21 protein-coding genes and 4 pseudogenes are annotated in these 25,520 nt (G+C 47.9%); 14 read left to right on the top strand and 11 right to left on the bottom strand.

Annotated elements, in window-relative coordinates; translation table 11 throughout:
• Positions 1-218 precede the first annotated feature (218 nt).
• Positions 219-365, bottom strand: coding sequence for a hypothetical protein (locus A5N84_RS10250; protein WP_158008641.1), 147 nt, complete (start codon positions 363-365; stop codon positions 219-221).
• On the opposite strand from A5N84_RS10250, the gene A5N84_RS04370 reads away from it, so the two are divergent.
• Positions 359-1,525, top strand: coding sequence for an MFS transporter (locus tag A5N84_RS04370; protein ID WP_072281403.1), 1,167 nt, complete (start codon positions 359-361; stop codon positions 1,523-1,525). The genes A5N84_RS10250 and A5N84_RS04370 overlap by 7 nt on opposite strands.
• Here A5N84_RS04370 and A5N84_RS12565 read toward each other — a convergent pair.
• A complete protein-coding gene (locus tag A5N84_RS12565; RefSeq protein WP_078055568.1) occupies positions 1,514-2,878 on the bottom strand; it encodes a TRAM domain-containing protein in 1,365 nt (454 codons plus the stop codon). The genes A5N84_RS04370 and A5N84_RS12565 overlap by 12 nt on opposite strands.
• 219 nt (positions 2,879-3,097) lie before the next feature.
• On the opposite strand from A5N84_RS12565, the pseudogene A5N84_RS13360 reads away from it, so the two are divergent.
• The 7 genes and pseudogenes from A5N84_RS13360 to greA all read left to right on the top strand — a co-directional run.
• Positions 3,098-4,400: pseudogene (locus A5N84_RS13360) on the top strand (DEAD/DEAH box helicase); the annotation flags it as partial.
• 137 nt (positions 4,401-4,537) lie between these two features.
• Positions 4,538-5,146 carry a superoxide dismutase gene (locus tag A5N84_RS04350; protein ID WP_072281400.1) on the top strand — a complete coding sequence of 203 codons (609 nt, stop codon included), beginning with the start codon at positions 4,538-4,540 and terminating at the stop codon, positions 5,144-5,146.
• A 77-nt stretch (positions 5,147-5,223) separates the two neighbouring features.
• On the top strand, positions 5,224-5,418 hold the full coding sequence (locus tag A5N84_RS04345; protein ID WP_072281399.1) for a hypothetical protein: 195 nt from the start codon (positions 5,224-5,226) through the stop codon (positions 5,416-5,418).
• A gap of 165 nt (positions 5,419-5,583) precedes the next feature.
• Positions 5,584-6,735 carry a glutamine-hydrolyzing carbamoyl-phosphate synthase small subunit gene (carA, locus tag A5N84_RS04340; RefSeq protein ID WP_072281398.1) on the top strand — a complete coding sequence of 384 codons (1,152 nt, stop codon included), beginning with the start codon at positions 5,584-5,586 and terminating at the stop codon, positions 6,733-6,735.
• Position 6,736: 1 nt separating this feature from the next.
• Positions 6,737-6,976: a lipocalin family protein gene (locus A5N84_RS04335; RefSeq protein ID WP_072281397.1), complete on the top strand. Its 240-nt coding sequence runs from the start codon at positions 6,737-6,739 to the stop codon at positions 6,974-6,976.
• A 34-nt stretch (positions 6,977-7,010) separates the two neighbouring features.
• Positions 7,011-10,225: pseudogene (gene carB, locus A5N84_RS04330) on the top strand (carbamoyl-phosphate synthase large subunit).
• Between the two features lie 100 nt (positions 10,226-10,325).
• Complete coding sequence (greA, locus tag A5N84_RS04325; RefSeq protein ID WP_072281396.1) at positions 10,326-10,808, top strand: transcription elongation factor GreA; 483 nt, start codon at positions 10,326-10,328, stop codon at positions 10,806-10,808.
• 78 nt (positions 10,809-10,886) lie between these two features.
• Here greA and A5N84_RS04320 read toward each other — a convergent pair whose 3' ends face one another.
• A complete protein-coding gene (locus tag A5N84_RS04320) occupies positions 10,887-12,845 on the bottom strand; it encodes an EAL domain-containing protein (RefSeq protein WP_233119936.1) in 1,959 nt (652 codons plus the stop codon).
• A gap of 471 nt (positions 12,846-13,316) precedes the next feature.
• Between A5N84_RS04320 and A5N84_RS04315 the strand changes: the two genes are divergently transcribed.
• From A5N84_RS04315 to A5N84_RS04295, 5 genes are read left to right on the top strand one after another with little or no spacing between them, the layout of a single operon-like run.
• Positions 13,317-13,985, top strand: a complete 669-nt coding sequence (locus A5N84_RS04315; protein ID WP_072281395.1) for a nitronate monooxygenase — start codon at positions 13,317-13,319, stop codon at positions 13,983-13,985.
• Between the two features lie 23 nt (positions 13,986-14,008).
• Positions 14,009-14,209, top strand: a complete 201-nt coding sequence (locus A5N84_RS10245; protein ID WP_072281394.1) for a hypothetical protein — start codon at positions 14,009-14,011, stop codon at positions 14,207-14,209.
• A gap of 3 nt (positions 14,210-14,212) precedes the next feature.
• On the top strand, positions 14,213-14,803 hold the full coding sequence (gene mnmD, locus A5N84_RS04305) for a tRNA (5-methylaminomethyl-2-thiouridine)(34)-methyltransferase MnmD (protein ID WP_072281393.1): 591 nt from the start codon (positions 14,213-14,215) through the stop codon (positions 14,801-14,803).
• Positions 14,703-15,005, top strand: coding sequence for an MnmC family methyltransferase (locus A5N84_RS04300; protein ID WP_072281392.1), 303 nt, complete (start codon positions 14,703-14,705; stop codon positions 15,003-15,005). Before mnmD ends, A5N84_RS04300 begins: the two co-directional genes overlap by 101 nt.
• A complete protein-coding gene (locus tag A5N84_RS04295; RefSeq protein WP_072281391.1) occupies positions 14,948-15,676 on the top strand; it encodes an FAD-dependent oxidoreductase in 729 nt (242 codons plus the stop codon). The genes A5N84_RS04300 and A5N84_RS04295 overlap by 58 nt, the downstream gene beginning before the upstream one ends.
• A gap of 90 nt (positions 15,677-15,766) precedes the next feature.
• Here A5N84_RS04295 and A5N84_RS10240 read toward each other — a convergent pair whose 3' ends face one another.
• The 7 genes and pseudogenes from A5N84_RS10240 to A5N84_RS04270 form a co-directional block, all read right to left on the bottom strand.
• Positions 15,767-15,910: a hypothetical protein gene (locus A5N84_RS10240; RefSeq protein ID WP_158008640.1), complete on the bottom strand. Its 144-nt coding sequence runs from the start codon at positions 15,908-15,910 to the stop codon at positions 15,767-15,769.
• 280 nt (positions 15,911-16,190) lie between these two features.
• A complete protein-coding gene (locus tag A5N84_RS04290; protein ID WP_072281390.1) occupies positions 16,191-16,661 on the bottom strand; it encodes a hypothetical protein in 471 nt (156 codons plus the stop codon).
• A gap of 147 nt (positions 16,662-16,808) precedes the next feature.
• Positions 16,809-17,111: an integration host factor subunit alpha gene (locus tag A5N84_RS04285; protein WP_072281389.1), complete on the bottom strand. Its 303-nt coding sequence runs from the start codon at positions 17,109-17,111 to the stop codon at positions 16,809-16,811.
• 9 nt (positions 17,112-17,120) lie between these two features.
• A complete protein-coding gene (gene pheT, locus A5N84_RS04280; protein WP_233119935.1) occupies positions 17,121-19,115 on the bottom strand; it encodes a phenylalanine--tRNA ligase subunit beta in 1,995 nt (664 codons plus the stop codon).
• On the bottom strand, positions 19,115-19,531 hold the full coding sequence (gene ytpR / locus A5N84_RS11620; protein WP_233119934.1) for a YtpR family tRNA-binding protein: 417 nt from the start codon (positions 19,529-19,531) through the stop codon (positions 19,115-19,117). The genes pheT and ytpR overlap by 1 nt, the downstream gene beginning before the upstream one ends.
• 8 nt (positions 19,532-19,539) lie before the next feature.
• Positions 19,540-20,587: pseudogene (gene pheS / locus A5N84_RS04275) on the bottom strand (phenylalanine--tRNA ligase subunit alpha).
• A gap of 208 nt (positions 20,588-20,795) precedes the next feature.
• Complete coding sequence (locus A5N84_RS04270; RefSeq protein WP_072281388.1) at positions 20,796-22,298, bottom strand: surface lipoprotein assembly modifier; 1,503 nt, start codon at positions 22,296-22,298, stop codon at positions 20,796-20,798.
• Positions 22,299-22,450: 152 nt separating this feature from the next.
• Here A5N84_RS04270 and A5N84_RS13635 point away from each other — a divergent pair.
• Positions 22,451-22,563, top strand: a pseudogene (locus A5N84_RS13635) (IS30 family transposase); the annotation flags it as partial.
• A gap of 436 nt (positions 22,564-22,999) precedes the next feature.
• Here the strand turns inward: A5N84_RS13635 and A5N84_RS10635 are convergent.
• Positions 23,000-24,871 (bottom strand): transferrin-binding protein-like solute binding protein, encoded by a 1,872-nt coding sequence (locus tag A5N84_RS10635; protein ID WP_072281387.1) that lies wholly within the window; start codon positions 24,869-24,871, stop codon positions 23,000-23,002.
• Between the last annotated feature and the right edge of the window lie 649 nt (positions 24,872-25,520).

The following is a 25,520-nucleotide window of genomic DNA, read 5'->3' as shown; positions in this document are numbered from 1 at the left end:
CACCGCATCACCGCAAACGCTGAGCTTACAAGACCTCAACCCTCCAACCCCTCAAACCTGCAATCTTGCGGACTTGGCGGACTTGGCGGATTTGACCACAACACCAACCTAAGCTAATAATCGCTATAGTTGGAGAAGTGAAAAAGTAGTACAGTCTCTTAACTTCAAAATGAGATTATTCTAAGCGCTTCTCCTGACAAAATGTGTATCTCTAAGTCTCATTTTGAAGTTAAGGTACTGTACAAGGCGGCGAGCCGCAGACAGTACAGATAGTACGGCAAGGCGAGCCAACGCCGTAATACTTTTTCAATTCTTCGACTATATAATATCGCCCCTTTCAACCAACCCTCAAAAAGCCATGCCATCTATTCGCCATCCTTACTGGGTTATTTTCTTTCTCGCGCTAGGCGCCTGCGCCATCGGCACCAGCGAATTCGCCACTATGACCCTATTACCACAAATGGCGCTCGACCTTCACATTAACGAAGCACGCGCAGGGCATCTCATCAGCGCCTATGCCTTTGGTGTTGTTATCGGTGCACCCACCCTTGCGCTCGCGCTCGCCAGTTGGACACGCCAGCGCGCCCTTAGTTTCCTCATCTCTGCCTTTGCCTTCTGTCATCTACTGGCGCTCTTTGCCCCCAATTACCTCACCATGCTCACCATCCGTTTTTTATCCGCCCTTCCGCATGGCGCTTATTTAGGCATCGCCGCCCTCTTTGCAGGGCATTTACTGGGCAAAGCTCATCGTGGCAAAGCCATTGCTCTCGTATTTTTAGGGCTCAACCTCGCTGCCTTACTCGGCGCTCCGCTCACCAACTGGTTAGGGCAACATCTTTCATGGCGCATCACCCTAGCCCTCGCTGCACTTTTAGCAGGCATCAGCGCCGCCGCGCTCATCCTACTGGTTCCCAAAAGCTATCAACAGCAAAAAAGCCACCCTTGGCAAGAGCTCAACGCCCTAAAAAACAAACAAGTCTGGCTCACCCTAAGCAGCGGCGCTATCGGCTTTGGCGGTCTATTTGCCATCTATACCTATTTAGCCTCCATGCTCACCCAACAAACACAAATCCAAAGCGCCTATCTCCCCCTCTACTTCACCTTCTTTGGCATCGGCATGACACTAGGCGGATTTTTAACGGGTCTACTTGCTGATCGCAACCTCAAAGCCACCGTTATCGGCATTTTTCTCTGGTGCATCGTATGGGAAGGCAGCCTAAATACCATCATCGACAGCCCCCGCCTCATGCTTTTATGGAGCTTTACCATCGGACTTTCTTCAGGACTTGGCACCGCGCTACAAGTTCGCCTGATGGACATTGCCGCCAAAGCACAAATCATGGCAGCCACCTTAAACCACGCCGCCTTTAACATCGCCAACGCCCTAGGGCCACTCCTTGCCAGCCTGCTCATCGCCAGTGGCTACTCTTTTAGTAGTAGCGGATATTTAGGCGCCATTCTTGCCGCCATCGGACTACTGATTTGGTGCATCGCACTTTATTTAGAATCTCGCTCAACCCCCTAACTCAAACACCGCCACACACTCAATATGCGCCGTCTGCACAAACATATCCATCATCAGCGCCTCTTGTAACACATAGCCTCGCGCTACCAACAACCCCGCATCACGCGCCAACGTCGCGGGATTACACGACACATACACCACCCTCGACGGACGCTCACGCCCCATCTTCTCAATCAGCGCCTTTGCCCCCGCACGTGGCGGGTCTAACAACCACTTATCCACCTGCCCCCAACGTCGTATCGCCTCACGACTTGGCTTAAACAAATCCACACACTCCACCCTAACTCGCTTAGAAAGCCCCAACATCCGCGCCTGCCGCTTTAGCTTTCGCGTCATCGACTCAACCCCCTCCACCGCCACCACCTGAGTGCCCAAATATGCCAAAGGCAAAGAAAAATTCCCCAACCCACAGAAAAAATCCACCACCTCATCCCCAGCCTCAAGCGCCAACAACTCAATCACCTTCTCCACCATCAAACGATTCACCTCACGGTTAACCTGCGTAAAATCATTTGGTGAAAATTCAATCTCTAACGCCTTTTGCAACAACCCATAACGCAATAAAAACGCCGTCTTTGCCATTTGCTCATCCAACACCCCAGCAAGCGGATAAAAATCACCACGTCCGAGCGCCAACCACCACGCCACTCCCTCAATCGCCATCGCCTCCACCCTACGCGCCACCGCCACAACATCCACCCCCTGCGCCAAACGCAATCCCACCGCCACCCCCTCATCCCCAGCATGCAACTCCACCTCCACACACCCCCCAATCTGCGCCACCACCAACGCCACCTCAGGCAACACCCCACGAAGCGCCTGCGTTAACACCAAACAATCCAAAACCGCCACCACATCATGCCCACCACGCGTCCTAAACCCCATCACCCCATCTACCACCGCCAACCGCGCCCGATAACGATACTCCCACGCCTCCCCAAAAAGTGGCGCCCCCACCCGCTCAGGCACCACCCCACCCAAACGCGCCAACTGCGCCAGCCATTGTGACTGCTTATAGGCGCGTTGCTCTGAAACCTGCAAATGTTGCAAATCACACCCCCCACAGCGCACATACAGCGGACAAGGTGGCACCACCCGCAGCGCACTTGGCGCCATCACCTCCATCAGTTGGGCGCGCGCAAAACGACGCTTCTCCTCCACCACTGAAAAGCGCACCAACTCCTCAGGCAAAGCCCCCTCAATAAATACCACCTTTCCCTCAACACGCGCCACCCCACGCCCTTTATCATCCAACCGCTCCACCCTAGCAACCGCCATAACCACCTCAAGCAAAAAAGACAAAACACCCATTTTACCAATCCCCACCGCCAAAGCACCAACCCAACCACCCAATCCAAACTAACAAAACAATTCATTGACAATACCCAAAGCCTTTGTATAATCGCCCGCCTGACGACATCGTCCGCGATCTAAAGACAAGAGGTCTTTTGAGAAAGCGCCAAGCCTTCTCCCCTGATTGTTGCCGGTGATTAAACTTTTCATCGGCAAACCCATCTAATCCACTTCTTTTAGTGTTCGTCTTTTGGTTTGCCAAATTTATTTGGAGAAACCATGAGTAACCTTACCTTTAATCACCTAAACCTAGCCAAACCCCTACTTGATACTATCGAAAAAAAGTGGCTACACCACCCCAACCCCCCATCCAAGCACAAGCCATCCCATTTGCCCTAGAAGGCCGCGACCTATTATTAAGCGCGCAAACAGGCAGTGGCAAAACCGCCGCTTTCGTCCTTCCCATGCTTGATCGCATCATTCGCGAAGATAACCGCACAGCTAAACCGCGCGTATTAATCCTCACCCCCACCCGAGAACTCGCCCTGCAAGTCAATGACAGCGTGCGCCGTTATGCAGGAGGAATTAAATGGCTCTACAGCGTCCCACTTGTTGGCGGTGCGCCCTATGGCGGACAAATTCGCGCCTTAAAAAAAGGCGTACATATCATCATCGCCACCCCTGGGCGCCTTCTTGACCACATGCGCGATAACCGCATCGACTTTAGCCAACTTCACACCCTAATCCTTGATGAAGCCGACCGCATGTTAGACATGGGCTTTTCTGAAGACATCAACGCCATCATCAAAGCCTCCCCTAAAAACCGTCAAACCATCTTATGTTCTGCCACTTGGGACGGTCCTGTAGCAAAATTGCCGCCAGCTACACCCAAAATCCCGAACGCATCTCCATCAAAGTCGAAAGCGCCCATATTAATGAGAGCGTATACTACTGCGACAACCTCAGCCATAAAAACGACATACTAGAGCGCCTTGTCGCCCAACCAGAACTCACCCAAACCATCATATTTACCGCCACCAAACGCCAAAGCGAAGAAGTCGCCGACACACTGCGCGATTTAGGACACCGCGCCCGCTTCCTCCATGGCGACCTCCCACAACAAAAACGCAACCGCATCGTAGAAGACCTACGCAAAGGCAAATGTGATATCTTAGTTGCCACCGATGTAGCCGCGCGTGGCATTGATATCCCTGCCATTAGCCACGTCATCAATTACGACCTCCCACGCCAAGTAGAAGATTATGTTCACCGCATTGGACGTAGTGGACGCGCAGGGCGCACTGGCACTGCCATCAATCTGTGCAGTCTTACCGACCGCGCCCAACTTGTCGCCATCACCCGCTATCTACAACGCCCCATCATTGAAGAACGCCTCGAAGGACTAGAGCCACGCAAAACCACCTCCCCCATTCCCACAGCCAAAAAGAAAAAACCCTACCGCGGCAAAAGCGCCAACCCTTCAGCGCGCAAAGGAAAACCCAGCGGCAAAACCAATGCCAAACCCCATAGCAACACCAGCAACAAAATAGGCAAAAAACGTAGCGCCAACAAAAGCCGCCATACTTACGCCTAAATAAAAATGGCAGCCCTATTTTCTAAATAAGGTTGCCATTTAGCCATGAATATTGCTTTTAGCAGGATAAAAACCATAATAAAAGCGCAACGTTAATAAATTTAAATTTAAATCAAGAGGTGATTATGAAACATCAATTCCAACCCCTACCTTATGCCTATGACGCGCTAGAGCCAACCATCGACGCGCAAACCATGACCCTACATCATGACAAACATCATCAAGGCTATTTTGATAAATTCACCGCCGCCATTGAAGGCAGCGCATTAGAAAATCAATCAATGGAAGAAATTTTCGCCAATATCGGGCAACACTCTAACGCCATCCGCAATAATGGCGGTGGCTTTTATAACCATAATATCTTCTGGCAAAGCATGTCCCCAAATGGAGGGGGCGAGCCCACAGGCGCATTGGCTGAAGCCATCGAGCGTGATTTTGGCAGTTTCGAAACTTTCAAAGAAGCCTTTACTGATGCCGCTACCTCACAATTTGGCTCAGGTTGGGCATGGCTAATCCTTAAAAAAGATGGCAAATTAGCCGTTACCCACACGCCCAATCAAGATAACCCACTAATGAGCGATGCTGATGAACAAGGCGCCCCACTCCTTGCGCTAGACGTTTGGGAACACGCCTATTATCTTAACTACCAAAACAAGCGCCCTGACTACGTTAAAGCTTGGTGGAATGTTGTGAATTGGGATTTTGTTGCACAGCAATATCAACAAACACAATAAAAATCCTCTAACTGATAAAAAGACCGATTAATTCGGTCTTTTTTATTAACCTAATTCTTAACCTAATAGGATAAAACATGAAACACACCCCTCCCATTTTAATCCTTTGCGCTTTATTGCTAAGCGCCTGTGAAGACAATAGTAGCTCACAAAATAACGCCCTGATTGAACTTAAAAACAACACAGAGCAACGCGCTGAAAAAGCCATGGATGAGTTCAATCAAAAACAACAACAAATGCAACAAGATTTAGAACAATTACAACAGCAATAATTGATTATAAAAACATCCTCTTGCAACTTTCCTTATTTTGCCCAACTTTGTTTGGACGCTATAAAGCCTCTTTTCAACTTAATAAACTGGGCGTAAAAAACACGCCTCTAACGCCAACATTCAGGTAGAATGAACGCCGTTTAACCAATTTTCGGGGAGAGAAACGTGGAGAATTGTGCGATTTTAGCGCTAGCCGATGGCAGCGTCTTCCGTGGGCGTTCTATTGGCGCTGAGGGTACTCAATGTGGCGAGTTAGTTTTTAATACCGCCATGACAGGGTATCAAGAAATCCTAACCGACCCTTCCTACGCCAAACAAATCGTTACCCTCACCTATCCACATATTGGCAACACAGGCGTCAATACGCTGGATATAGAATCCAATGGCGTGCATGTTGCAGGGCTAGTGATTCGCGATTATCCCCAAGCCTACAGCTCATGGCGCGCTGAGCAATCTCTAAGTGATTATCTTAAAGCGCATAAAATTATCTGCATTAGCGATATTGACACCCGCGAAATTACTCGCCGCCTTCGCACCCATGGTTCACAAAATGCTTGCCTTATGGCAGGTGAAAATCCAGACGAACGCCAAGCCATTGCACAAGCAAGAGCGCATCCAAGCATGGTTGGGCAAAAACTTGCAAGCGACATCAGCCAAACCAGCATTAGCCCGTGGAGCGGTGCAGGCATATGGGAAAGCCGTGACAACCGCTATCCTCTACAACAAGACTCAAAGTATCATGTTATCGCCTACGACTTTGGCATTAAACACAATATCTTGCGCCTTCTTGCACATCACGGCTGCCGAGTAACCCTTGTTCCTGCGGATACGCCTGCACAAGCCGTACTAGACCTTAATCCTGATGGAGTGTTTTTGGCCAATGGACCTGGAGACCCACAGCCTTTAGAAACACAAATTGAAGCCATCAAACAATTCATCACAAAAAAAATTCCCCTCTTTGGCATTTGTTTGGGGCAGCAACTTTTAGGGCTAGCCAGCAATGCTCGCACCATCAAAATGAAACATGGTCATCATGGCGCAAACCACCCCGTACTCGATTTAGATACAGGAAAAGTTATTATTACCTCGCAAAATCATGGTTTTGCTGTTGATGAAGCCTCACTGCCAGAAAATGTTCGTGCAACGCACCGCTCTCTATTTGACGGCACCTTACAAGGCATCGCTTTTACAGATGCGCCAATTTTTGCTTTTCAAGGACACCCAGAAGCCAGCCCTGGCCCGCGCGATGGTGAAGCTTTATTCGCCCGTTTTGTTGATTTAATGCGCCAACACAAAACCAATCATTCCAAGGCATAATATGAAACTCAACAGACTGTTAAGCGCCGCCGCTCTCTTATGCCTTATTCGCGCTTATAAACATCATCGCCAAGAAAAAAACTTACAAACGGTGGATTCTGTTGATGTTGAGCAAGATATGGGCAAGTGGATACTCTCGCGCACCCCAACCATAGATAAAAAACAACTCAAACAATATCTACAACACGCTAAAAAACAAGACTACGCCTTAGACCAGCTCATTTTTAGCTCACATGACTAATTTCTGACAACCTAACAGAGAAAAGAGAGACCCCATGGCAAAACGTACCGATATCCAATCTATTTTAATCATCGGAGCAGGTCCTATTGTAATTGGACAGGCTTGTGAATTTGATTACTCTGGCGCACAAGCCTGTAAAGCCTTGCGCGAAGAGGGCTATCGCATCATTTTGGTTAACTCTAATCCTGCAACCATCATGACCGACCCGTCAATGGCAGATGCCACCTACATCGAACCCATTCAATGGCAGACGTTAGAAAAAATTATTGCCAAAGAGCGCCCTGATGCGATTTTGCCAACCATGGGCGGACAAACGGCGCTAAACTGCGCCTTAGATTTAGCCCAACACGGCGTATTAGAAAGCTATAACGTCGAACTCATCGGCGCTTCTGTGCATGCCATTGAAACCGCTGAAGACCGCGAATTATTCAAGCAAGCCATGACCGCCATCGGCTTAGAAAGCGCCCAATCTTATGCCGTACACAATATGGAAGAAGCGCGCGAAGCGCAAAAAAAACTCGGATTCCCCGTTATCATCCGCCCCTCTTTCACACTTGGCGGCTCAGGTGGTGGCATTGCCTATAATCGTGATGAATTTGAAGAAATCACCGCCTACGGCTTGGATTTATCGCCCACCAGTGAGGTGTTATTAGAAGAATCTCTATTAGGCTGGAAAGAATTTGAAATGGAAGTTGTGCGCGATAAAGCCGATAACGCCATTATCGTTTGCGCAATTGAAAACTTAGACCCTATGGGCATTCACACAGGCGACAGCATCACCGTAGCGCCCGCACAAACGCTCACCGATAAAGAATATCAGCGCCTGCGCGATGCCTCTATTGCCATTTTGCGCAAAATTGGCGTCCAAACAGGGGGCTCAAATGTTCAATTTGCCATCAACCTAAAAATGGGCGTATTGTGGTCATTGAAATGAACCCACGCGTTTCGCGCTCCTCAGCCCTTGCCTCCAAAGCTACGGGCTTTCCCATTGCTGCCGTAGCTGCCAAATTAGCCGTTGGCTACACGCTTGATGAGCTCAAAAACAACATTACAGGTGGCATCACCCCTGCCTCTTTTGAGCCAAGCATTGATTATGTTGTTACCAAAATTCCGCGCTTTGATTTTGTCAAATTCAAGCAAACCAACCAGCGTCTTAATACACAAATGCGCTCGGTTGGCGAAGCCATGGCAATGGGGCGAACCTTCAAAGAATCGCTCAATAAAGCCTTACGCAGTCTAGAAAATGATAAAAACGGACTTAATCCACCCAAAAACATCATAGACCTTGAGCAAGCCGTTGCCACCCCCACCCCTGAGCGGATTTTTTATGTTGCTGAAGCCTTCCGCCAAGGATTCAGTCTGGATAAACTCCACACCCTAAGCGCCATTGATCCATGGTTTTTAGCACAAATTGCCGAACTCGTTGCCATGGAAATGCCCTTACGCGCCCAAGGTCTCGATTATCTAAGAGAGCCTGAACAATTCCTACACTACAAGCGCGCAGGCTTTAGCGATGCATTTATTGCTCAATGTTGCCAAAGCAATGAACAAACGGTGCGCCAATTGCGCCACCAACTCGACATTCGCCCTGTTTATAAACGCGTTGACTCCTGCGCCGCTGAATTTGCCAGTAGCACCGCCTATCTTTATTCCACCTATGAAAAATTTTGCGAATCCGCCCCCAGCGACCAACGCAAAATTCTCATTCTAGGCGGTGGGCCTAATCGCATTGGACAAGGCATAGAATTTGATTATTGTTGTGTTCATGCCGCCATGGCATTGCGTGAAGATGGCATTGAAACCATCATGGTTAACTGCAATCCAGAAACCGTCTCCACCGACTTTGACACCGCAGACCGCCTTTATTTCGAACCGCTCACCCTAGAAGATGTTCTTGAAATTATCCACATCGAACAGCCCAATGGCGTTATTGTGCAATACGGCGGACAAACCCCCCTAAAACTCGCGCAAGCGCTCAAAGACCATGGCGTCAACATTATCGGCACTTCACCTGATGCCATCGACCAAGCCGAAGACCGCGAACGCTTCCAAAAACTCCTCAATGATTTAAACCTCCTCCAACCACCAAACCGCACCGCAAACAGTATCACCAGCGCATTAGAAAAAGCTGCTGAAATTGGTTATCCACTTGTTGTGCGCCCCTCCTATGTTTTAGGCGGTCGCGCCATGGACATCGTTTATAACGACCAAGACCTCAGGGATTATATGCACACCGCCCTGCAAGTCTCCCCCGATGCCCCCATTCTTCTCGATCGCTTTTTAAATGATGCCATTGAAGTGGATATCGACGTTATTTGTGATGGCTCACAAGCAATCATCGGCGCAGTGATGGAACATATCGAAGAGGCAGGCGTTCATTCTGGCGACTCTGCCTGCTCTTTGCCCCCTTATCGACTAGAGCCAGCGATTATTGAAAAAATCTGCGCCCAAGCCAAAGCCTTAGCCCTAGCTTTAAATGTTATCGGACTGATGAACGCCCAATTTGCCGTCAAAGGGCAAAAGCTCTACGTTCTAGAAGTCAATCCGCGCGCCTCACGCACCGTCCCCTTCGTCTCCAAAGCCACAGGACAACCGCTTGCTAAAATCGCCGCGCGTTGCATGGCAGGTCAAAGCCTTGCCCAACAAGGCATTCAAAACGATTTCCACGTTGAACTATACAACGTCAAAGAAGCCGTCTTCCCCTTCGCCAAATTTAGCCATGTTGACCCCATCTTAGGGCCAGAAATGAAATCTACTGGCGAAGTGATGGGCATTGGTAAAACCTTTGCCGAAGCCTTCCACAAAGCCATTCGCGCTACAGGCGAAAAACTCCCCGAAAAAGGAGGAAATGTTTTTGTTTCGGTTAAAGACGACGATAAAGCCAAAGCCGTCGAACTGTGTAGAAAACTACAAAAAGCAGGGTTTAACATCCTAGCCACCCAAGGCACCTCCGCCTACCTTAACCAACACGGCATCAGCAATACCTTAGTCAACAAAGTTGCCCAAGGGCGCCCCCATATTGTTGACCACATCATTAACGGCGATATTGCCATGATTGTTAATACAACCGCTGGCAAAAAATCCATCGCCGATTCTTATCCTATCCGACGCGAAGCCCTCATGCACAAAGTGTTCTACACCACCACACTCGCTGGCGCACTGGCGATAGCGCAAGCACTTAGCGTAGAGGAACAAGAGCAAGTCCGCGCCCTACAAACCATTCACCAAAGCCTTGGCAGCACTAGCTAAAAAAATTTTTTACGGTATAATGCTGCCCAATCAAGAGCCTTGTTTAGACAAGGCTCTTTTTTAGTATGCCATTGTTATAAATTTTCTTAGTGAGAAAACTATGTCACAAAAAATAGCTATGACCAAAAACGGCGCCCAAGCCCTTAGAAACGAACTTGACAAACTCAAAACCAAAGACCGTCCCGCCGTTATTCAAGCCATTTCTGATGCTAGAGAACATGGCGACCTTAAAGAAAACGCCGAATATCACTCCGCACGCGAACAACAAGGATTTATTGAAGGGCGTATTCAAGAAATCGAATACAAACTTGCTAACGCCCAAATCATCGATGTTGCCAACCTCCCGCGCAATGGACGCGTTGTTTTTGGCACCAGAGTCGAAGTCGAATACTTAGACAGTGGCGAGACAATGAGCTACACCATCGTTGGGGAAGATGAAGCTGACGTTAAAAAAGGGCTTTTATCCAACACCTCCCCTATCGCCCGCGCCCTTCTTGGCAAAGAAGAAGGCGAAAGTGTAGAAGTAACCGTCCCAGGTGGCACCAAATCCCTAGAAATTATCGCCGTACACTACGACGCCTAAAATAAAAAAGGGCAACACTGCCCCAAAAATATTTCAAATCATAAAAAAGGGTAGCGCAAACTACCCTTTTTTATCTCACTAAAATAGCGGTTCACTAAAATCAAAGTTAAACCCGCGAATCGCAGGCACCATCCCATCGCCTTGTAAATATTGGATTTCATACGGCCACACATGAGATAACTGCGCGGGAGATTCCATCTCAGCGGCAATAATCATTGCACCATGTTCTTTTTCATACTCCTTAATGGCCGTCATAAAGCGCGCTTCTTCTTCCTCTTCATAGGTATCAATTTCGCGCATATCCAGTTTTAGCACTTCAGGATTTAGATGGCTGAGCAAACTTTCTACACTCTCATCTAACCGCCCAATCTGAGTGAGCGCAAAGCGCGAGCCTTGAGGACGCATATGCTCAACCAACGCCATTGCTCCAGAAAATGCATTCGTCATCACATCCACACTAAATTCAAACACCACCTGAGACGGCGCAATCCCTGTTTGAAGCAACTGACTCTCAACCCACCTCGGAAACTCAGGGTCATTTAAACTATCGCTAGAAACCGACAAATAACAATTAAGCGCTGATTGATTGCCCTCATACGACAAAATATCGCGCGTAAACAAATCCAGTTTAATGCGATCAATCACCCGCCCTAAACCAAAGCGGTCTGCTGCTTGCAACAGCGACTCAAAATCCACCTCATTTTTTTCTTTATCTTCGCTTTGTTTTAATTTCAACACCTCAGAGAAACGGGGCACCCCATCTGGCTCTAACATCGCAATAGGCTGATACCATACCTCCAAGCGCTTCTCTTGCAAAATCTGCTCAATTTCAGCCTTGCGTCTTTCATCTTTACGCGAAAGCTCCCCACTGGTTGGTTCTGCAATACGCTCACCCGATTGCCCCACCGCAAGCGCGCGCACCGAGCGAAAACTACGCGACACCATCTCATAAAATGCCGTATCTTGTTTAATCTCAAACATCCCAGCAAACACCATAGGATGAATCAAACGCCCAATATTTTCAGGCACAATTTTATCCAATTGCTCAATTAATTTAGCCATGCGCGCAATGGTTTGCTCCTTATCGCCTTTTAACCAAAGCGCCAAAGCATCATCTGTAAAGCGCACCACCTCAGAATTACTTGGGACAAAACGTTGCGTTTCCTGCGCCACCGCCTGCATTAAAATTTCCGCCACTTGCAGCCCATCTTTTTGCCAAACCTCCCGATAATTCTCCACCCACAAATACACCCAATAGCCTAATACCGCCTCTGCCTGTGTTTGCGACTGAGTTTGCGCAATAGCCGCGGCAATCATTCTATGCCCCGCCAATCCTGTTGTTTGGTCAATCCCGCTTCCCCCGCCACCGCCTGCAGCCAAATCACGGAAATACATCTGCACCGCAGGCTCATTATTAATCAAAATCTTTGCCACCCCAACCTGCATCTCCAAACGCTCATCCTTCATCGTTTGCAACTCAAGTTTTTCAACAGGCACAAAATCTTTTTCCATAGCATTTTTTAAAAGCGCCTTAACATTACGCTCAGACTTACGCGGCACAATATTCATAATCGTCATCTCATCAAGCATCTGCTCATTTTCTACCGCGAAAACCTTATAAAAAGCTGGATTTGCACTAATAAACAACCCATCTTGCACATACGCCACAGGGTCAGCCAAATCACGATAAATCAAATCATAGCGTTGCTTAACTGCTTTAAGCTTTTCATCTAAAGACTTTAGCGCTTCATTTTTACCCTCATATTGCATAATTTGCTGCACCAGCTTAATCGCCGTCAGAATATCCCCACGCGACACCGCATATTCCGCACCCTGACGAATCCATTTATCCAATCCATCTGTTGCAGGCTCAACCACAATAACAGGCACATGCCATTTTTTTGTATGCGCATAAGTGCGCAACTTCTCCATATCCTGCGGTTGTTGCGTTCCTGTTAGCACAATTATGTCAGGCAACGCTTCATTTAACAGCGCCTCCACCCCCCAAAGCCCCTCAGTATGGCGACTAGAAAGCATAAAAAAAGCGTTTTACACCCTTTTCAAAAGCATTAATCCACTCCAAATCCTCCCCAACCAAAACAATAGAACAATTTTGCTTATCTTGCGCCATAGCCATCCCTTAGATACAAAAAAATAAAAAGAATCAGATAATGGTTAAACCCAACATCCAATTGGGCAAAAATTATAACGCAAACCCAGCACCTTGTCTTAGCTTTATCCCCAAACGCCCAAGCAAAATTGCCACAACCTTACATGATGCCCATCTACACCCCCGCTAAGGATTTATCCGCCTCAAACCCTGATTATTGTTATAATCAGCGCCCAAATACACATTCACCACAAAGGACATCGGCATGTCAGTTATTTCCAACCCCCTAAGCCAAGCCCTCCACACCCACCACCCCCCACTGGCAAGCCCCCCTCCCTTTTGACCTCATCAGCGCCGAAACTTCTGGCAAAATCAGCGCCAATGGCGCGCTTGGACTCTTGCGCATTCCCAACTACTACAGCCTCAGCGACCTCGAACAGCGCATTGACAACTACAAACGCCATCATGCCCGCCCAAGTTTTTGCTTTGCACACATTCTCCCCCATCGCCATCAAGCGCCAAACTTCCAAGCCGACGCCCAACACTATCTCGCCCAACAGCTCAACTGGCATGCTGACGCCCAAAATCTCCCCAAACCAGCCAGTTTTCAACAACTTCTTGACACCGCCCTAAGCACCAACCCTCGCGCCATCGGCTTTGCCAATGGACTACCCGAGAAGCCCACCATTGAAAAAATCCGCCAGCATAACGTCTACACCTTCGCCATCTGCCACAACCTCGCCGAAATCATCGTAGCGCAACACTACCAAGTAAATGCCATCGTCCTCCAAGGGCACGAAGCAGGCGGCGAACACAGCCGTTTTCCCAACCAGCTCCCAGAACTTACCCAACCTGCGCACACCCTCCTCCAACAAGCGCGCACCCATCTCAAAATCCCCCTTATTTATTGGGGCGACCTCACCACCCCAACAGATAGCCTAGCCGTCCTACTCAGTGGCGCTCAAGCATCATGCACGACCGCCCATGGCTTGCCTGCCAAGAAAACAACCTCCCAGAAGGCCTGCGCCAACAAATCCTTCACGGCAACGAATTTAACAGCATACTAGCGCATCACTACACCGCCCACCCCATGCGCTATCTAAAAAATGCCCACAGCATCGACCATAGCATTGACAACCCCCACACCCGCGAAGGCTACCTCGCCAGCCTCCTTGCAAGCGCGCCCAATAAACGCCCCCTCCCTATCGCCCTAAGCCCCATTGCCGACCCCAAAACCATCCCCGAATTCCTCCATCAACAACAACGAGGACTCAACACCTACCTTGCCTAAGCCATGCTCCTAACCTACGCCAACCTCACCATCGCCAATAGCGCCCCCTACAACCAAGACTATCGCGACATTTACTACCAACCCCAAAACGGCTTTGAAGAAAGCAACCACACCTTTATCCACGCCAACCACCTCCCCCAACGCTTTGCCAACCTCCATGCAGGGCAAGCCTTTTGTATTGGCGAAATTGGATTTGGTAGCGGACTCAACGCCCTTAACACCATAGACCACTTCCTCCGCCATGCCCGAAGCCAAAGCCACCTTCACTACTGCAGCGTTGAAAAACACCCCATTGAATTAAACACCCTCAAAACACTCCATCAAAACTGGTGCCAACCGCAAATACGCGCCCAACTCTACCAACAATATCCCCACAACCACAGCGGCATCCACACCCTCCACCTCCACCCCCGCATCCATCTTCATCTTCTCCTAGGCGATGCGCACGACCTCCTCCCCCAACTCCATGCCAAAATAGATGCTTGGTATCTTGATGGCTTTGCCCCCCAGCAAAAACCCCCAATGCTGGCAAGCCCCCCTATTTGCCCATATTGCGCGCACCAGCCACCCCACCACCACCCTCTCCAGCTTTAGCGCCGCCAGAATCCTACGCGACAACCTACAAGCGCACGGCTTTCACATCCAAAAACAAACAGGCTACGCCAACAAACGCGACATGATTACCGCCACCTACCGCCCCACCATTCCCATCATCGACCCCACCCCCCTTCCTGCTTGGTGCACCCCACCAACGCCCCCAAAAAACCGCGCATCGCCATCATCGGCGCAGGCATAGCAGGTGCCGCCACCGCTCACGCCCTAGCGCACACCCACACCATCGACCTCTATCACCACTGTAAAACCCACCCCCCCGCCAGCCACGTTCCCCTAGCCATCCCCTACCTCCAACCCGACAGCCACGACACCCCCATGCGACGCTACCACCTAAGCGCATGGCACCACGCCCACCGCCACTATTATCAACTGCGCCAACAAAATCCCAGCGTATTTACACCCTGCCCCATCCACGCGCATGCCACCAACAACAAAACCAAACAACGCCACCAACAGCTTGCCAACCAAACCCTACTCAACCCCCAACACCTCAGCCACCACAATCACCAACTGCGCTATCAGCAAACAGGGCTCCTCAACCCCCGCGCCCTCATCAACACCCTCCTCGAACACCCCAACATCCGCCACCATCTTTACCCCATCACCCAACTCAAACGCCACAACCACCGCTGGCAAATTGCCCACCGCCTCTACGACATCATCATCCTTGCCACAGGCTGGCACACCGCCCTCTATCCAGAGCCCAACCTCGCCCACGCCATCCGCCCCGTGAGAGGACAAGGCACCCTCCTCACCCTCCACCACATCCCCCAAACCCATCGTCCACATCCACAACAAAACCACCATCCCCTGCCCCAACCAACCGCAAATCTACGCAGGCGCCAGCTATAGCCCAAATAGTGCAGACCTCACCCCCAAACCCCCCAACACGACGAACAAAATCGCCAAGCCTATCTAAAAGCCCCACCCCCAACACAATAGTCACCACGTCCAAATTAGCCAATCCTTTGTCGGCATCCGAGGCGCCAGCGTGATTACTTCCCCCTCGTTGGCGCTATTGCCCAAAGCGCCGATATCATCGCCAAATATCACCCATGGCGCAAAGACGCCCGCCGCCCCATTCATTACCCCCTCAAACACCATCTAGGACTTTATTTAAACACCGCCCACGGCTCCAAAGGCATGACCACCGCCTTCCTCAACGCCGACCTCATCACCGCACTCATTAACCAAACCCCCCCTACCCCCTAGACCGCCACCTCCTCCCCCACCTCCTCCCAGCGCGAATCCCCATTCGGCAAATCATCCGCCAACAACTCTAATCCACGCCCCCCCCTCAGCGCCTTTCATCCCTTGCGGCTTTCTTCTTAGCATAAAAAAAACCCCGCAAAAGCGGGGAACAACATTATCTAGCCCAACAATAGCGGTCTTTTACCGCCAAATGCCCATAGTGAACGCCATGTTGCACGTCAACAAACTGGAAAAAAACATCATAAATTAACCCGTTTTTTAATAAATTACGCAAACCAATATGATTGCAGACCTGCGCGGTTAATGATTTTTGCCAATCTTTAATCGCCAGCTTTTTAGTCATCAAATCATCTCCTGTAGAAAATCGCTCATCTAATACTTGAAATGTCAGCGCTCTTCTACCCCAATCCATCGATAAAATTTTCAGACCTGCAGCCCCCCCCCCCCCGAGTTGGTGATAGCGCCACTGAGTGGCGAAATTTTCCGCCACAGCCTTATTATCTTGCGTCTCTAAACTAGGTGAGGCAGAAAAAAATCCCATCACCTGATGATGATAAAAATCCTCCACTTTTTCTTGAAAAACAAATAATCCAACAACTAATATTATTAACACCAAATATCTCATCACTCCTCCAAAAATCAACTCAACTCAACGCCTTGTCCACCACATAATTTATTGATATTAATGATTAAAATAATCCTAACAAACATTTTTTGCAAAAATCATAAAAAAACCCCGCAAAAGCGAGGTTAAAATCTATATTGATTTAAATTAAATTTTACGCCTAGGCACAGTCGCTGCCACACGGGCTTTAAGCTTTTGCCCTGCTTTAAAGCTCACCACACGACGCGCTGAAATGGGAATTTCCTCCCCTGTTTTAGGATTACGACCAGGGCGCGATTTTTTATCACGCAATTCAAAATTGCCAAATCCCGATAACTTCACCGCTTCACCAGCAGCCAAACAATTACGCATCTCCTCAAACAAGGCATCGACCATCTCTTTTGCCTCAGGACGCGCAATGCCGATTTGCGCAATAATTACTTCTACAATATCTGCTTTTGTTAACGTCATGTTTATTCCTTAATTCCTTAATTTTGCACCGAATTTTTCTTTAAGCGTTTCAACAAGGGCAGAAATCATACGCTCAACCTCTTCATCTTGCAAGGTTTTATCCTGCCCCTGCAATAAGATTGCCACCGCTAAACTTTTCTTTCCAGCGGGAAGATTTTCCCCTTGATAAAGGTCAAACCAAAACACCTCATCCAGCCACTCCCCAAGCTCAGATACAATTACACGTTGCACCTCTTGCGCCTGTATCGCCTCATCCACCACCAGCGCCAAATCTCGTCGCACACTTGGGAATTTTGACACACTTTGATAGGCGTGGCGCTTTATTTCCACACCTGCCTCTAACGACAATTCAAACAACCAAATTGGCGCACCTTTAATGCCCAAAGCCTGTTGCACGCTTGGATGCAACGCCCCCACCACCCCCAAATACCGCCCATCACAATAAATATCAGCGCTTTGCCCAGGATGTAAATACGCCTGCGCACTTGGGCGATAATCCACGTTCTCCACACCAGCTAACAAACGCTCCACCACCGCCTTTACATCATAAAAATCTAATTTTCGTATCGCCACGCCCCATTGTTCAGGCGCTGCCAAACCAGCCAGCGCACCAGCCAAACGATTTTCCTGCACACAATCCTGCGCTTTTTCGCCTTGCGCAATAAACACGCGCCCTATTTCAAACAAACGCACATCCAATTGTTGGCGGTGGCGATTGTGCATAACCGTTTGCACCAAACTCGGCAACAAACTCACGCGCATCGTCGATAGTTGTGCACTAATGGGATTGGTCAGCGTTAGCGCCTCCTTATCGGGGAAAAACACCGCATGCGTACCCGCATCAATAAAACTATAGGTAATCGCCTCTTGAAACCCTAGCGCCAATAACCGCTCCGCCCATCGCTTTTGCATAGATTTTTCCGCCAACCCCTCGCGATAGGAAAACGTTGGCATCACCGCCTCGATTGCCTCATAACCCTCAACGCGCACCACTTCCTCAATCAAATCCTCCGCTATCGTCAAATCAAATCGCCAGCTTGGTGGCGTAACCTGCCAGCCCTCCCCCTCAGCCTGCACCACACAACCCAACGCGCGCAAAATACGCTCCACCGACTCTGGCGGATAACTGCGCCCAATCAAACGCGTTATTTGCGCTGGATAAAGCATAATCGGCTCACGCGCTAACGCCTCATGCCCTTGTGCCACCACACTCACCGCCTCCTGCGCCTGACCGCCTGCAATCTGAACAATCAACCGCGTTGCCATATCCAACGCCTGACGTTGCAACGTCCCATCCACCCCACGCTCAAAACGTTGCGCGGCATCACTAGAAAGACCAAAGCGCCGCGCCTTCCCTGCCACACACACAGGGTCAAACCACGCTGATTCTAAAATAACCCGACGCGTTGTAGCGCTACACGCACTCTGCGCACCGCCCATCACTCCAGCAATCGCCAACGGCTTTTTCTCATCAGCAATAATCAACACAGACTCATCCAACACCGCCTGCTGAGCATTTAATAACGTCAAGCGCTCCCCCTTGCGCGCAAAACGCACCTCCAAACCGCCCTCTACCGCATCGCCGTCAAAAGCATGCATTGGCGTACCCAGCGACAACATCACATAATTGGTTACATCCACCAACAAATCATGCGAACGCACCCCAGCGCGACGCAAACGCTCTGCCAACCATAACGGCGACTTCACAGAAGCATCCACCCCCTCAATCAAACGCGCATAATAAATCGGACACGCCTTTTGCGCTTGAACCGACAACTGCAAATCACAAGCAGGCAAATCCCCAAGCGCCCCCCCCTCAAAGCATGCCTCACTGGCTTGTAAATCAGGCACTTGATTAAACAACACCCCAATCTCTCGCGCCAAACCACGCATTGAAAACGCATCCGCGCGATTAGGCGTTAAATCAATTTCTAAAATCGTATCATCTAACTGCAAATACTCGCGCACATCCTTTCCAACAGGCGCATCCTCAGGCAAAATCATCAGCCATCACTCGCCTCACTTAATCCCAACTCACGCGCCGAACACAACATCCCCAAAGACTCCACCCCCCGCAATTTAGAGCGCTTAATCTTTAACGGCTTATCCTCTTTTGAAGGCAACACCGCCCCCACCAAAGCCGTTGGCACACAAATCCCCACCGCCACATTCGAAGCCCCACAAACAATCTGCAAAGGCTCTGACTGCCCCACCTCCACCATCGCCACCTTCAACTTATCCGCCTGCTCATGCGCTTTAAGCGCCACCACACGCCCCACCACCACATTAGAAAACTCCAAAGCAGCCGCCAAAACCGCATCCACTTCCAGCCCTGCCATAGTTAAACGCTTTGCCAACTGCTGAGCTGAAGCCACCAAGCCAAACTCTTCTTGCAACCAATTTAAAGATAAACGCATCATTTTCCCCCTTAATACTCACCGCGAAATTGGCGCAAAAAGCGCACATCATTTTCAAAAAACAAGCGCAAATCATTCACGCCATAGCGCAACATCGCCAAACGCTCCACCCCCATCCCAAAAGCAAAGCCTTGAAAACGCGCACTATCCAACCCCACATTTTTCAACACATTAGGATGCACCATGCCACAGCCCAGCACCTCCAACCAACCCGTCTGCTTACACACCCGACAGCCCTCACCGCCACACATCATGCACGCAATATCCACCTCTGCCGAAGGCTCAGTAAACGGAAAAAACGACGGACGAAACCGCACCGCCAAATCCTCGCGCGCAAAAAAATCACGCAAAAAATGCACCAACACCCCTTTTAAATCCGCAAACGTCGTCTTTTCATCAATCACCATCCCTTCCACCTGATGAAACATCGGCGTATGCGTTACATCCGAATCACTGCGATACACCCGCCCAGCGGCAATAAAACGCAACGGCGGAGGCGTTTGTTTTAGCGTTCGGATTTGCACATTAGACGTATGCGTTCGCAACACCGTTTGCGCGTCAAAATAAAACGTATCTTGCATAGCGCGCGCAGGATGATGCTCTGGAATATTCAGCGCTGCAAAATTATGGAAATCATCTTCAATCTCAGGGCCATGCTTAATCTCAAATCCAAGCCCCTCAAACCAACGCTCAATGCGCTGACGTGCCAACGTAACAGGATGCAACCCCCCTATAAAACTCCCACGCCCCGAAAGCGTTACATCCACCTTCTCTGCTGCCAATTTCTCTTGCAATGCCGCCTCTTGCAACTGCGTAGTTTTTTCAGCCAAAGCCGTTTGCAAACTTGTCTTCGCATCATTGACCCATTTTCCCACTTGGGGGCGCTCCTGCGCACTCACGCGCCCTAACGCCTGCATCAACAAACTAAAACGCCCTTTTTTGCAAAAAAGTCTGCCTAAGTGCCTCCAGCGCCTGCAAATCCTGCGCTGCCGCCAAAGCCGCCAAACCCTCATCAAGCGTCTGCTTGATTGCCTCTTGTGTTGGTATAGTATCGCTCACGAGCCAAATCCGATTAATGATGAAAAACGCGCCATTGTAGCAAAAACCCCCAATAAACACACCACCGCCCTTATCTTCTAAACCCCCACCAACAAATAATTATAGTACCCATCACCCATCAACCATCACCTAAATATTAAAATTGAGCCTAAAAAAACGCCTTGCAATCGCAAGGCGCAAAAGGAAGTTCAAGAAAGCAAATTCAAGATTAGAAAGATTTAGAAAATTCTAAAAAGACATTATTCCCATCATAATTATAAAAAGCGTGATTACTACTTACCCGATTATATTGCCAAGTTAGGCGCGGTGTAATGCCCCAGAAATACCAATTACGATTCCACACACTTAAACTAACGTCCCATTCATTATTTTTCTTCTTAATATTTAAGAAATCCACCCCATCATAATTTTTCCTAGCAAAACTCAAATTTGCACGCGTTGAAATGCCTTTATGCCATTCCTGACCCCAGCCAATACTGGCGCCAATGCGCTTATAAGACAAGCTATCTGATTGCACATTTTTGCGCCCTAAATTAACCCCAAGAACCCAATACTGCTGTGGACTTTGCATATAAAGCAACGAATTAGAAAACGAATAATCATTGCCATTATTATTTTCATAACCTGCTTGATAGCGCGTATGGCTCCAATCCAAAGCGCCTTGATAGCGCAGATTAGGCGATAGCCACTGATTGCCATCTAAGCGCACCCCAAAAGAATAATTATAAGGCTCAAATTGATAGCGCGTATTGGTCTTATTATTAGGCAATTTATCTTCATATTTATTCATAAACCAACGACGCGAAACGTAAGGCGTTAGCGAAACTTCGCTTGTCGCATTAGCATAGCCAACCCCCGCACCAAGGCGCGCTGTCAGTTCATTATTATTTTTCCCACTCCCAATATAAGCCGCGCCATTGCCATTAATTTCTGTTTTTGCAAACCAGTTGTCATACAAATTCCAGCGCTTTTCTGCATTCAAACCCAGCTTTAAACCCACTGCTTTTTGCGGTTTGTTGGTTGAAGTGAGCGTTGAGCCATTGGGGAGCGTAATTTTCGTATCCTCAGGGGGGGCGTTATTAATATTCTTGTTATAAACAGAAGTTGCAAAGAAATCAAATTCCCAAGCATTTTTCTTCACAATCGCCTCTAAATATTGGTCGATAACCTGCAAATAAACCTCAGGCAATTGTGCGCTGCGCAATTTTTCAAACTCACTTTGCGCGGCAATATATTGCCTATCTTGAAACAGCGCAACCGCCAATTGAAAGCGCACCATCAACAATTCAGGCAAAGCAGAATGGATTTTGCGATACAACGCAATCCCTCTTTTTAAATCCCCACCCTTAGATGCGAGTAGCGCATTCCCCCAGTCTATTAACGACTCATCGCGACGTTCCACCTGCTCATACAACGAAAGATAATGCGCTAGATTTTCCGTATTGCCTAATAACACCATCGTGCCAAGCAGCTCTTCAAGCTGATCAACATTTGCAAGCAAATAATCATCTGATAGCGCATCGTCTATTGAAGAAGCATCTATCTCTTTTGCAGTTGTTGCCGTTGCTTTTTCAGCAGCTAAATCAGCGACTTGGGCAGGGTTTGATGGGGCACTATTTTTATCAGCAAATTGGTTGAATAATGGCGCAGCAGCTGCCCAATTTGCGCATAACATTAATTCTAAGGCTAAGATATGACGAATAATTTTCATAAAAACTCTTGTAAATAAAACAAATTAAAACAAATTAAAACCGACTACCCCAGTAAAAAACAAGAATCACCCACAAAGCGCCTCTTGCGCTTGCGCTATGTTTTTTACTTGGATAAAAAATTTTTGCATTAGTTTTTTATTTAGGCAAAACCTTGCAATATAGTCGGAGAAGTGAAAAAGTAGTACAAGGCGGCGAGCCGCAGACAGTACAGATAGTACGGCAAGGCGAGCCAACGCCGTAATACTTTTTCAATTCTTCGACTATAAATAAAATCGGCAGAATATGGACTATGCTTGATGCTGTCAAGTAACCATTTATGCACGATTAATTTAGACCAATATAATACTCACACGCCAATCTATCTATAGTTGGAGAAGTGAAAAAGTAGTACAAGGCGGCGAGCCGCAGACAGTACAGATAGTACGGCAAGGCGAGCCAACGCCGTAATACTTTTTCAATTCTTCGACTATAACATTGCGCTCTTGTTCTCTGATTAATATTAAAGCCAGCCAGCAAATGCTTTAGATTTATAGTCTCTTAACTTCAAAATGAGATTATTCTAAGCGCTTCTCCTGACAAAATGTGTATCTCTAAGTCTCATTTTGAAGTTAAGGTACTATCAGCGCACAAAAAAAAGTAGCTACCGAAGTAGCTACTTTTCAGACTTAAATCAATTCGTAAGAATGAATTGATTATTGCCTTATGGCTGGGCAGCTGGAGCAGCTGGAGCAGCTGGAGCTGCTGGAGCAGTAGCAGCTGGAGCAGCTGGTTGAGTTGCTGCTGCAGCATTTTGTTGGCTTGCACGGTTTGCTTCGTATAATGGGATTGAATCGAGATTTGAAACTACACCACTAACTTTCTGAGCACCGAATACGCCACCCCAAGCTTTAGCATCGTATACTTCGCTTACTTTAGCTGAGTTGAAAGAACCACCTAGCTCTTGTGCTTCTGAACCGTAGAATGCAGCACGGAAATCAGCAGGATTGCTAGAATCATAGGTACGAACTGCTTCACCTAAAACAGTGTTACCAACTACAGTACCTTCAAATTTCACCAAAGAAACGTCTTTAGTATCTCTTGCTCCAGGAGCTTGAACTACGTTGTAGACTTCACCATTAACTTTGTTTTTACCTAAGTCAACAGTAGCTTTTACAAAGTTACCCACTGACACAGATTTACCTACGCCAAACGCGTTTGGTAAGCCAGCTTGTGCATTACCAACAGTGTTATCAATTCCATACATTAAAGCGTGACCTTTGTAAGACAAAGTAGCGCCACCTAATGCTTTAACTTGAGCCACTGAAGTAGCGCCTGTGCCACGTGCAAAATAAGTGTCAACTGCTTTAGCATCGCCTTTGCCAAGCAAGGTTACATGCTTGTAGATAATGCTATCGCTTGATTTTTTATCAGCACTGGTTAATGCTTGAGGGTCTAAGTTACCAGTTACACGACCATACTGTACATGGTTTAATTTAACAGGCTGTGCAACCAACGTCCAGTTTACGCCATCATTTAATGATGATTTGACTTTATCTAACTCAGTATCTGCAGCTGAAGGGGTGGTAACGTTAGCACCTGGGACAGTAAATTGAGTTAAACCACCACTATTAGCACTTCCTGCAACTGTTGTAGCGCCTAAATAACTATTCTCATCAGTGTTGTCTAAATCGCGGTAGTTTTTACCAAAAATACGAGTGGTTGATTTTGATTTCTCTTCCGTACCTTGGACAGTCGCATCGCCTGCGCTTTTTGGACGACTGTTTTGTGCTTTAAAATTCACACCAACTAAACCTAAAGCTTTAGGTTTACCATCGACCTTAGCGACAGGAGGGGGACCAGAGGCAGCAGGTTTGCCAATAACTGTATCAATACCATCACCCCACAGCAAGCTGCTTTCTGCAGGTAATGCGAAGAATCCTTGACCATAAGTATCATTAGCTTCTACATCAGCTTGAAGTTGTTCAAGTTCTGCTTTAGCAGCTTGTAACTTTTGCAAAGTGGTTTGCTGAGTAGTCGATAATGTTGATGGATCCTTTTCATAAATTTCAATGAATTTATTAACTGCAGCGATTTGTTTTTCGATCTCTGCCTTTGCTGCAACATCGTTTTTGCCAGTTAAACCATCACCGTTAGGAATAAGCACGTTATTTGTGTTCACTGCTTGCAAAGTAGCTTGCTTGTCTTTTTGACCCGCGTAGTGTGCAACAATTTTATTTTGTTCGCCACGAACATTTGCCAACACGATATTCTTTAAGTGTGGCTCTGGCTCAAGAGAAATAACTGAGGTTGACTGTTGTGGCTTGTCATTAGTTGGGTTAGCTACGCGGTTGTATTTTGATTTGTCACCACGAACGTTTTGTAAAAAACCAGTAGATGAATTTTGTTCAAAGTTAGCTTTTTCAACAGCACTCAAACCAGTAGGGTCAGCAACTTTATTTTCGGTTACTTGAGGTTTTTGCTCTGTATCTGGCTTAGGAACAACAGTGTTGTCGACGGCTTTATTATTACTACCGCCACACGCCGCTAAGCTGATGGCGCTGATAACAGCTAATGATAAATGTGATAATTTCATATATATGTCCTATCAAAATTGATGAATTCACAGCCATCTAAATGGCTACCCGCTAGTCTAGCGCAGAATGCCACCCTGCGCAAGTATTTTGACCACTTTTGTGGTTTTTTTACAAAAACGCCATTACTAGAGAAAATTTTTAAATTATTAGCAAGGCATTTTTATGGTTCTTTTGCCGTTTACAGCCAGCGCTAGGTTTGATAATTGTTTGATCAATTAGCAAAAAATATTTTCCTTTTTATTTAAGCGCGTTTTGGGAAGTATTTGGCGCTTTTAATAAGAAGGGGCGCTGTTGCTGTTGTTATTTTACAACCACGCTTAAACAGTATCACTCGTCTGCGATAAAGGCAAGCGCTAATCAAGGTGTTTTATAGGATTAAGGCAATAATCTTGGTTTTGTTTTGCAATTTTTCGCTTTGACTCTCATGACGATATAGTCAAAGAATTGAAAAAGTATTACGGCGTTGGCTCGCCTTGCCGTACTATCTGTACTGTCTGCGGCTCGCCGCCTTGTACTACTTTTTCACTTCTCCAACTATATGCTTTTAATTTATAGTTGGAGATGTGAAAAAAGCACTTGGCGATGCGATGCGATGCGATGCGATGCGATGCGATGCGATGCGATGCGGTGCGGTGCGGTGCGGTGCGG

This window comes from Rappaport israeli, from assembly GCF_001888055.1.
In the GTDB taxonomy this organism is placed as follows: domain Bacteria; phylum Pseudomonadota; class Gammaproteobacteria; order Cardiobacteriales; family Cardiobacteriaceae; genus Rappaport; species Rappaport israeli.
The sequence above is the reverse complement of the archived record's forward strand: the minus strand, read 5'-3'. Positions and strand labels throughout refer to the sequence as shown.

Bases quoted from the DNA above. Each gene is read 5' to 3' on its own strand.
- A5N84_RS04370 (WP_072281403.1), top strand. From the start codon at position 359: ATGCCATCTATTCGCCATCCTTACTGGGTTATTTTCTTTCTCGCGCTA.
- A5N84_RS10250 (WP_158008641.1), bottom strand. From the start codon at position 365: ATGGCATGGCTTTTTGAGGGTTGGTTGAAAGGGGCGATATTATATAGT.
- A5N84_RS04350 (WP_072281400.1), top strand. From the start codon at position 4,538: ATGAAACATCAATTCCAACCCCTACCTTATGCCTATGACGCGCTAGAG.
- A5N84_RS04345 (WP_072281399.1), top strand. From the start codon at position 5,224: ATGAAACACACCCCTCCCATTTTAATCCTTTGCGCTTTATTGCTAAGC.
- A5N84_RS04335 (WP_072281397.1), top strand. From the start codon at position 6,737: ATGAAACTCAACAGACTGTTAAGCGCCGCCGCTCTCTTATGCCTTATT.
- greA (WP_072281396.1), top strand. From the start codon at position 10,326: ATGTCACAAAAAATAGCTATGACCAAAAACGGCGCCCAAGCCCTTAGA.
- A5N84_RS04320 (WP_233119936.1), bottom strand. From the start codon at position 12,845: ATGCTTTCTAGTCGCCATACTGAGGGGCTTTGGGGGGTGGAGGCGCTG.
- A5N84_RS10245 (WP_072281394.1), top strand. From the start codon at position 14,009: ATGCGCTATCTAAAAAATGCCCACAGCATCGACCATAGCATTGACAAC.
- mnmD (WP_072281393.1), top strand. From the start codon at position 14,213: ATGCTCCTAACCTACGCCAACCTCACCATCGCCAATAGCGCCCCCTAC.
- A5N84_RS04300 (WP_072281392.1), top strand. From the start codon at position 14,703: ATGGCTTTGCCCCCCAGCAAAAACCCCCAATGCTGGCAAGCCCCCCTA.
- A5N84_RS10240 (WP_158008640.1), bottom strand. From the start codon at position 15,910: ATGAATGGGGCGGCGGGCGTCTTTGCGCCATGGGTGATATTTGGCGAT.
- A5N84_RS04290 (WP_072281390.1), bottom strand. From the start codon at position 16,661: ATGAGATATTTGGTGTTAATAATATTAGTTGTTGGATTATTTGTTTTT.
- A5N84_RS04285 (WP_072281389.1), bottom strand. From the start codon at position 17,111: ATGACGTTAACAAAAGCAGATATTGTAGAAGTAATTATTGCGCAAATC.
- pheT (WP_233119935.1), bottom strand. From the start codon at position 19,115: ATGATTTTGCCTGAGGATGCGCCTGTTGGAAAGGATGTGCGCGAGTAT.
- ytpR (WP_233119934.1), bottom strand. From the start codon at position 19,531: ATGATGCGTTTATCTTTAAATTGGTTGCAAGAAGAGTTTGGCTTGGTG.
- A5N84_RS04270 (WP_072281388.1), bottom strand. From the start codon at position 22,298: ATGAAAATTATTCGTCATATCTTAGCCTTAGAATTAATGTTATGCGCA.
- A5N84_RS10635 (WP_072281387.1), bottom strand. From the start codon at position 24,871: ATGAAATTATCACATTTATCATTAGCTGTTATCAGCGCCATCAGCTTA.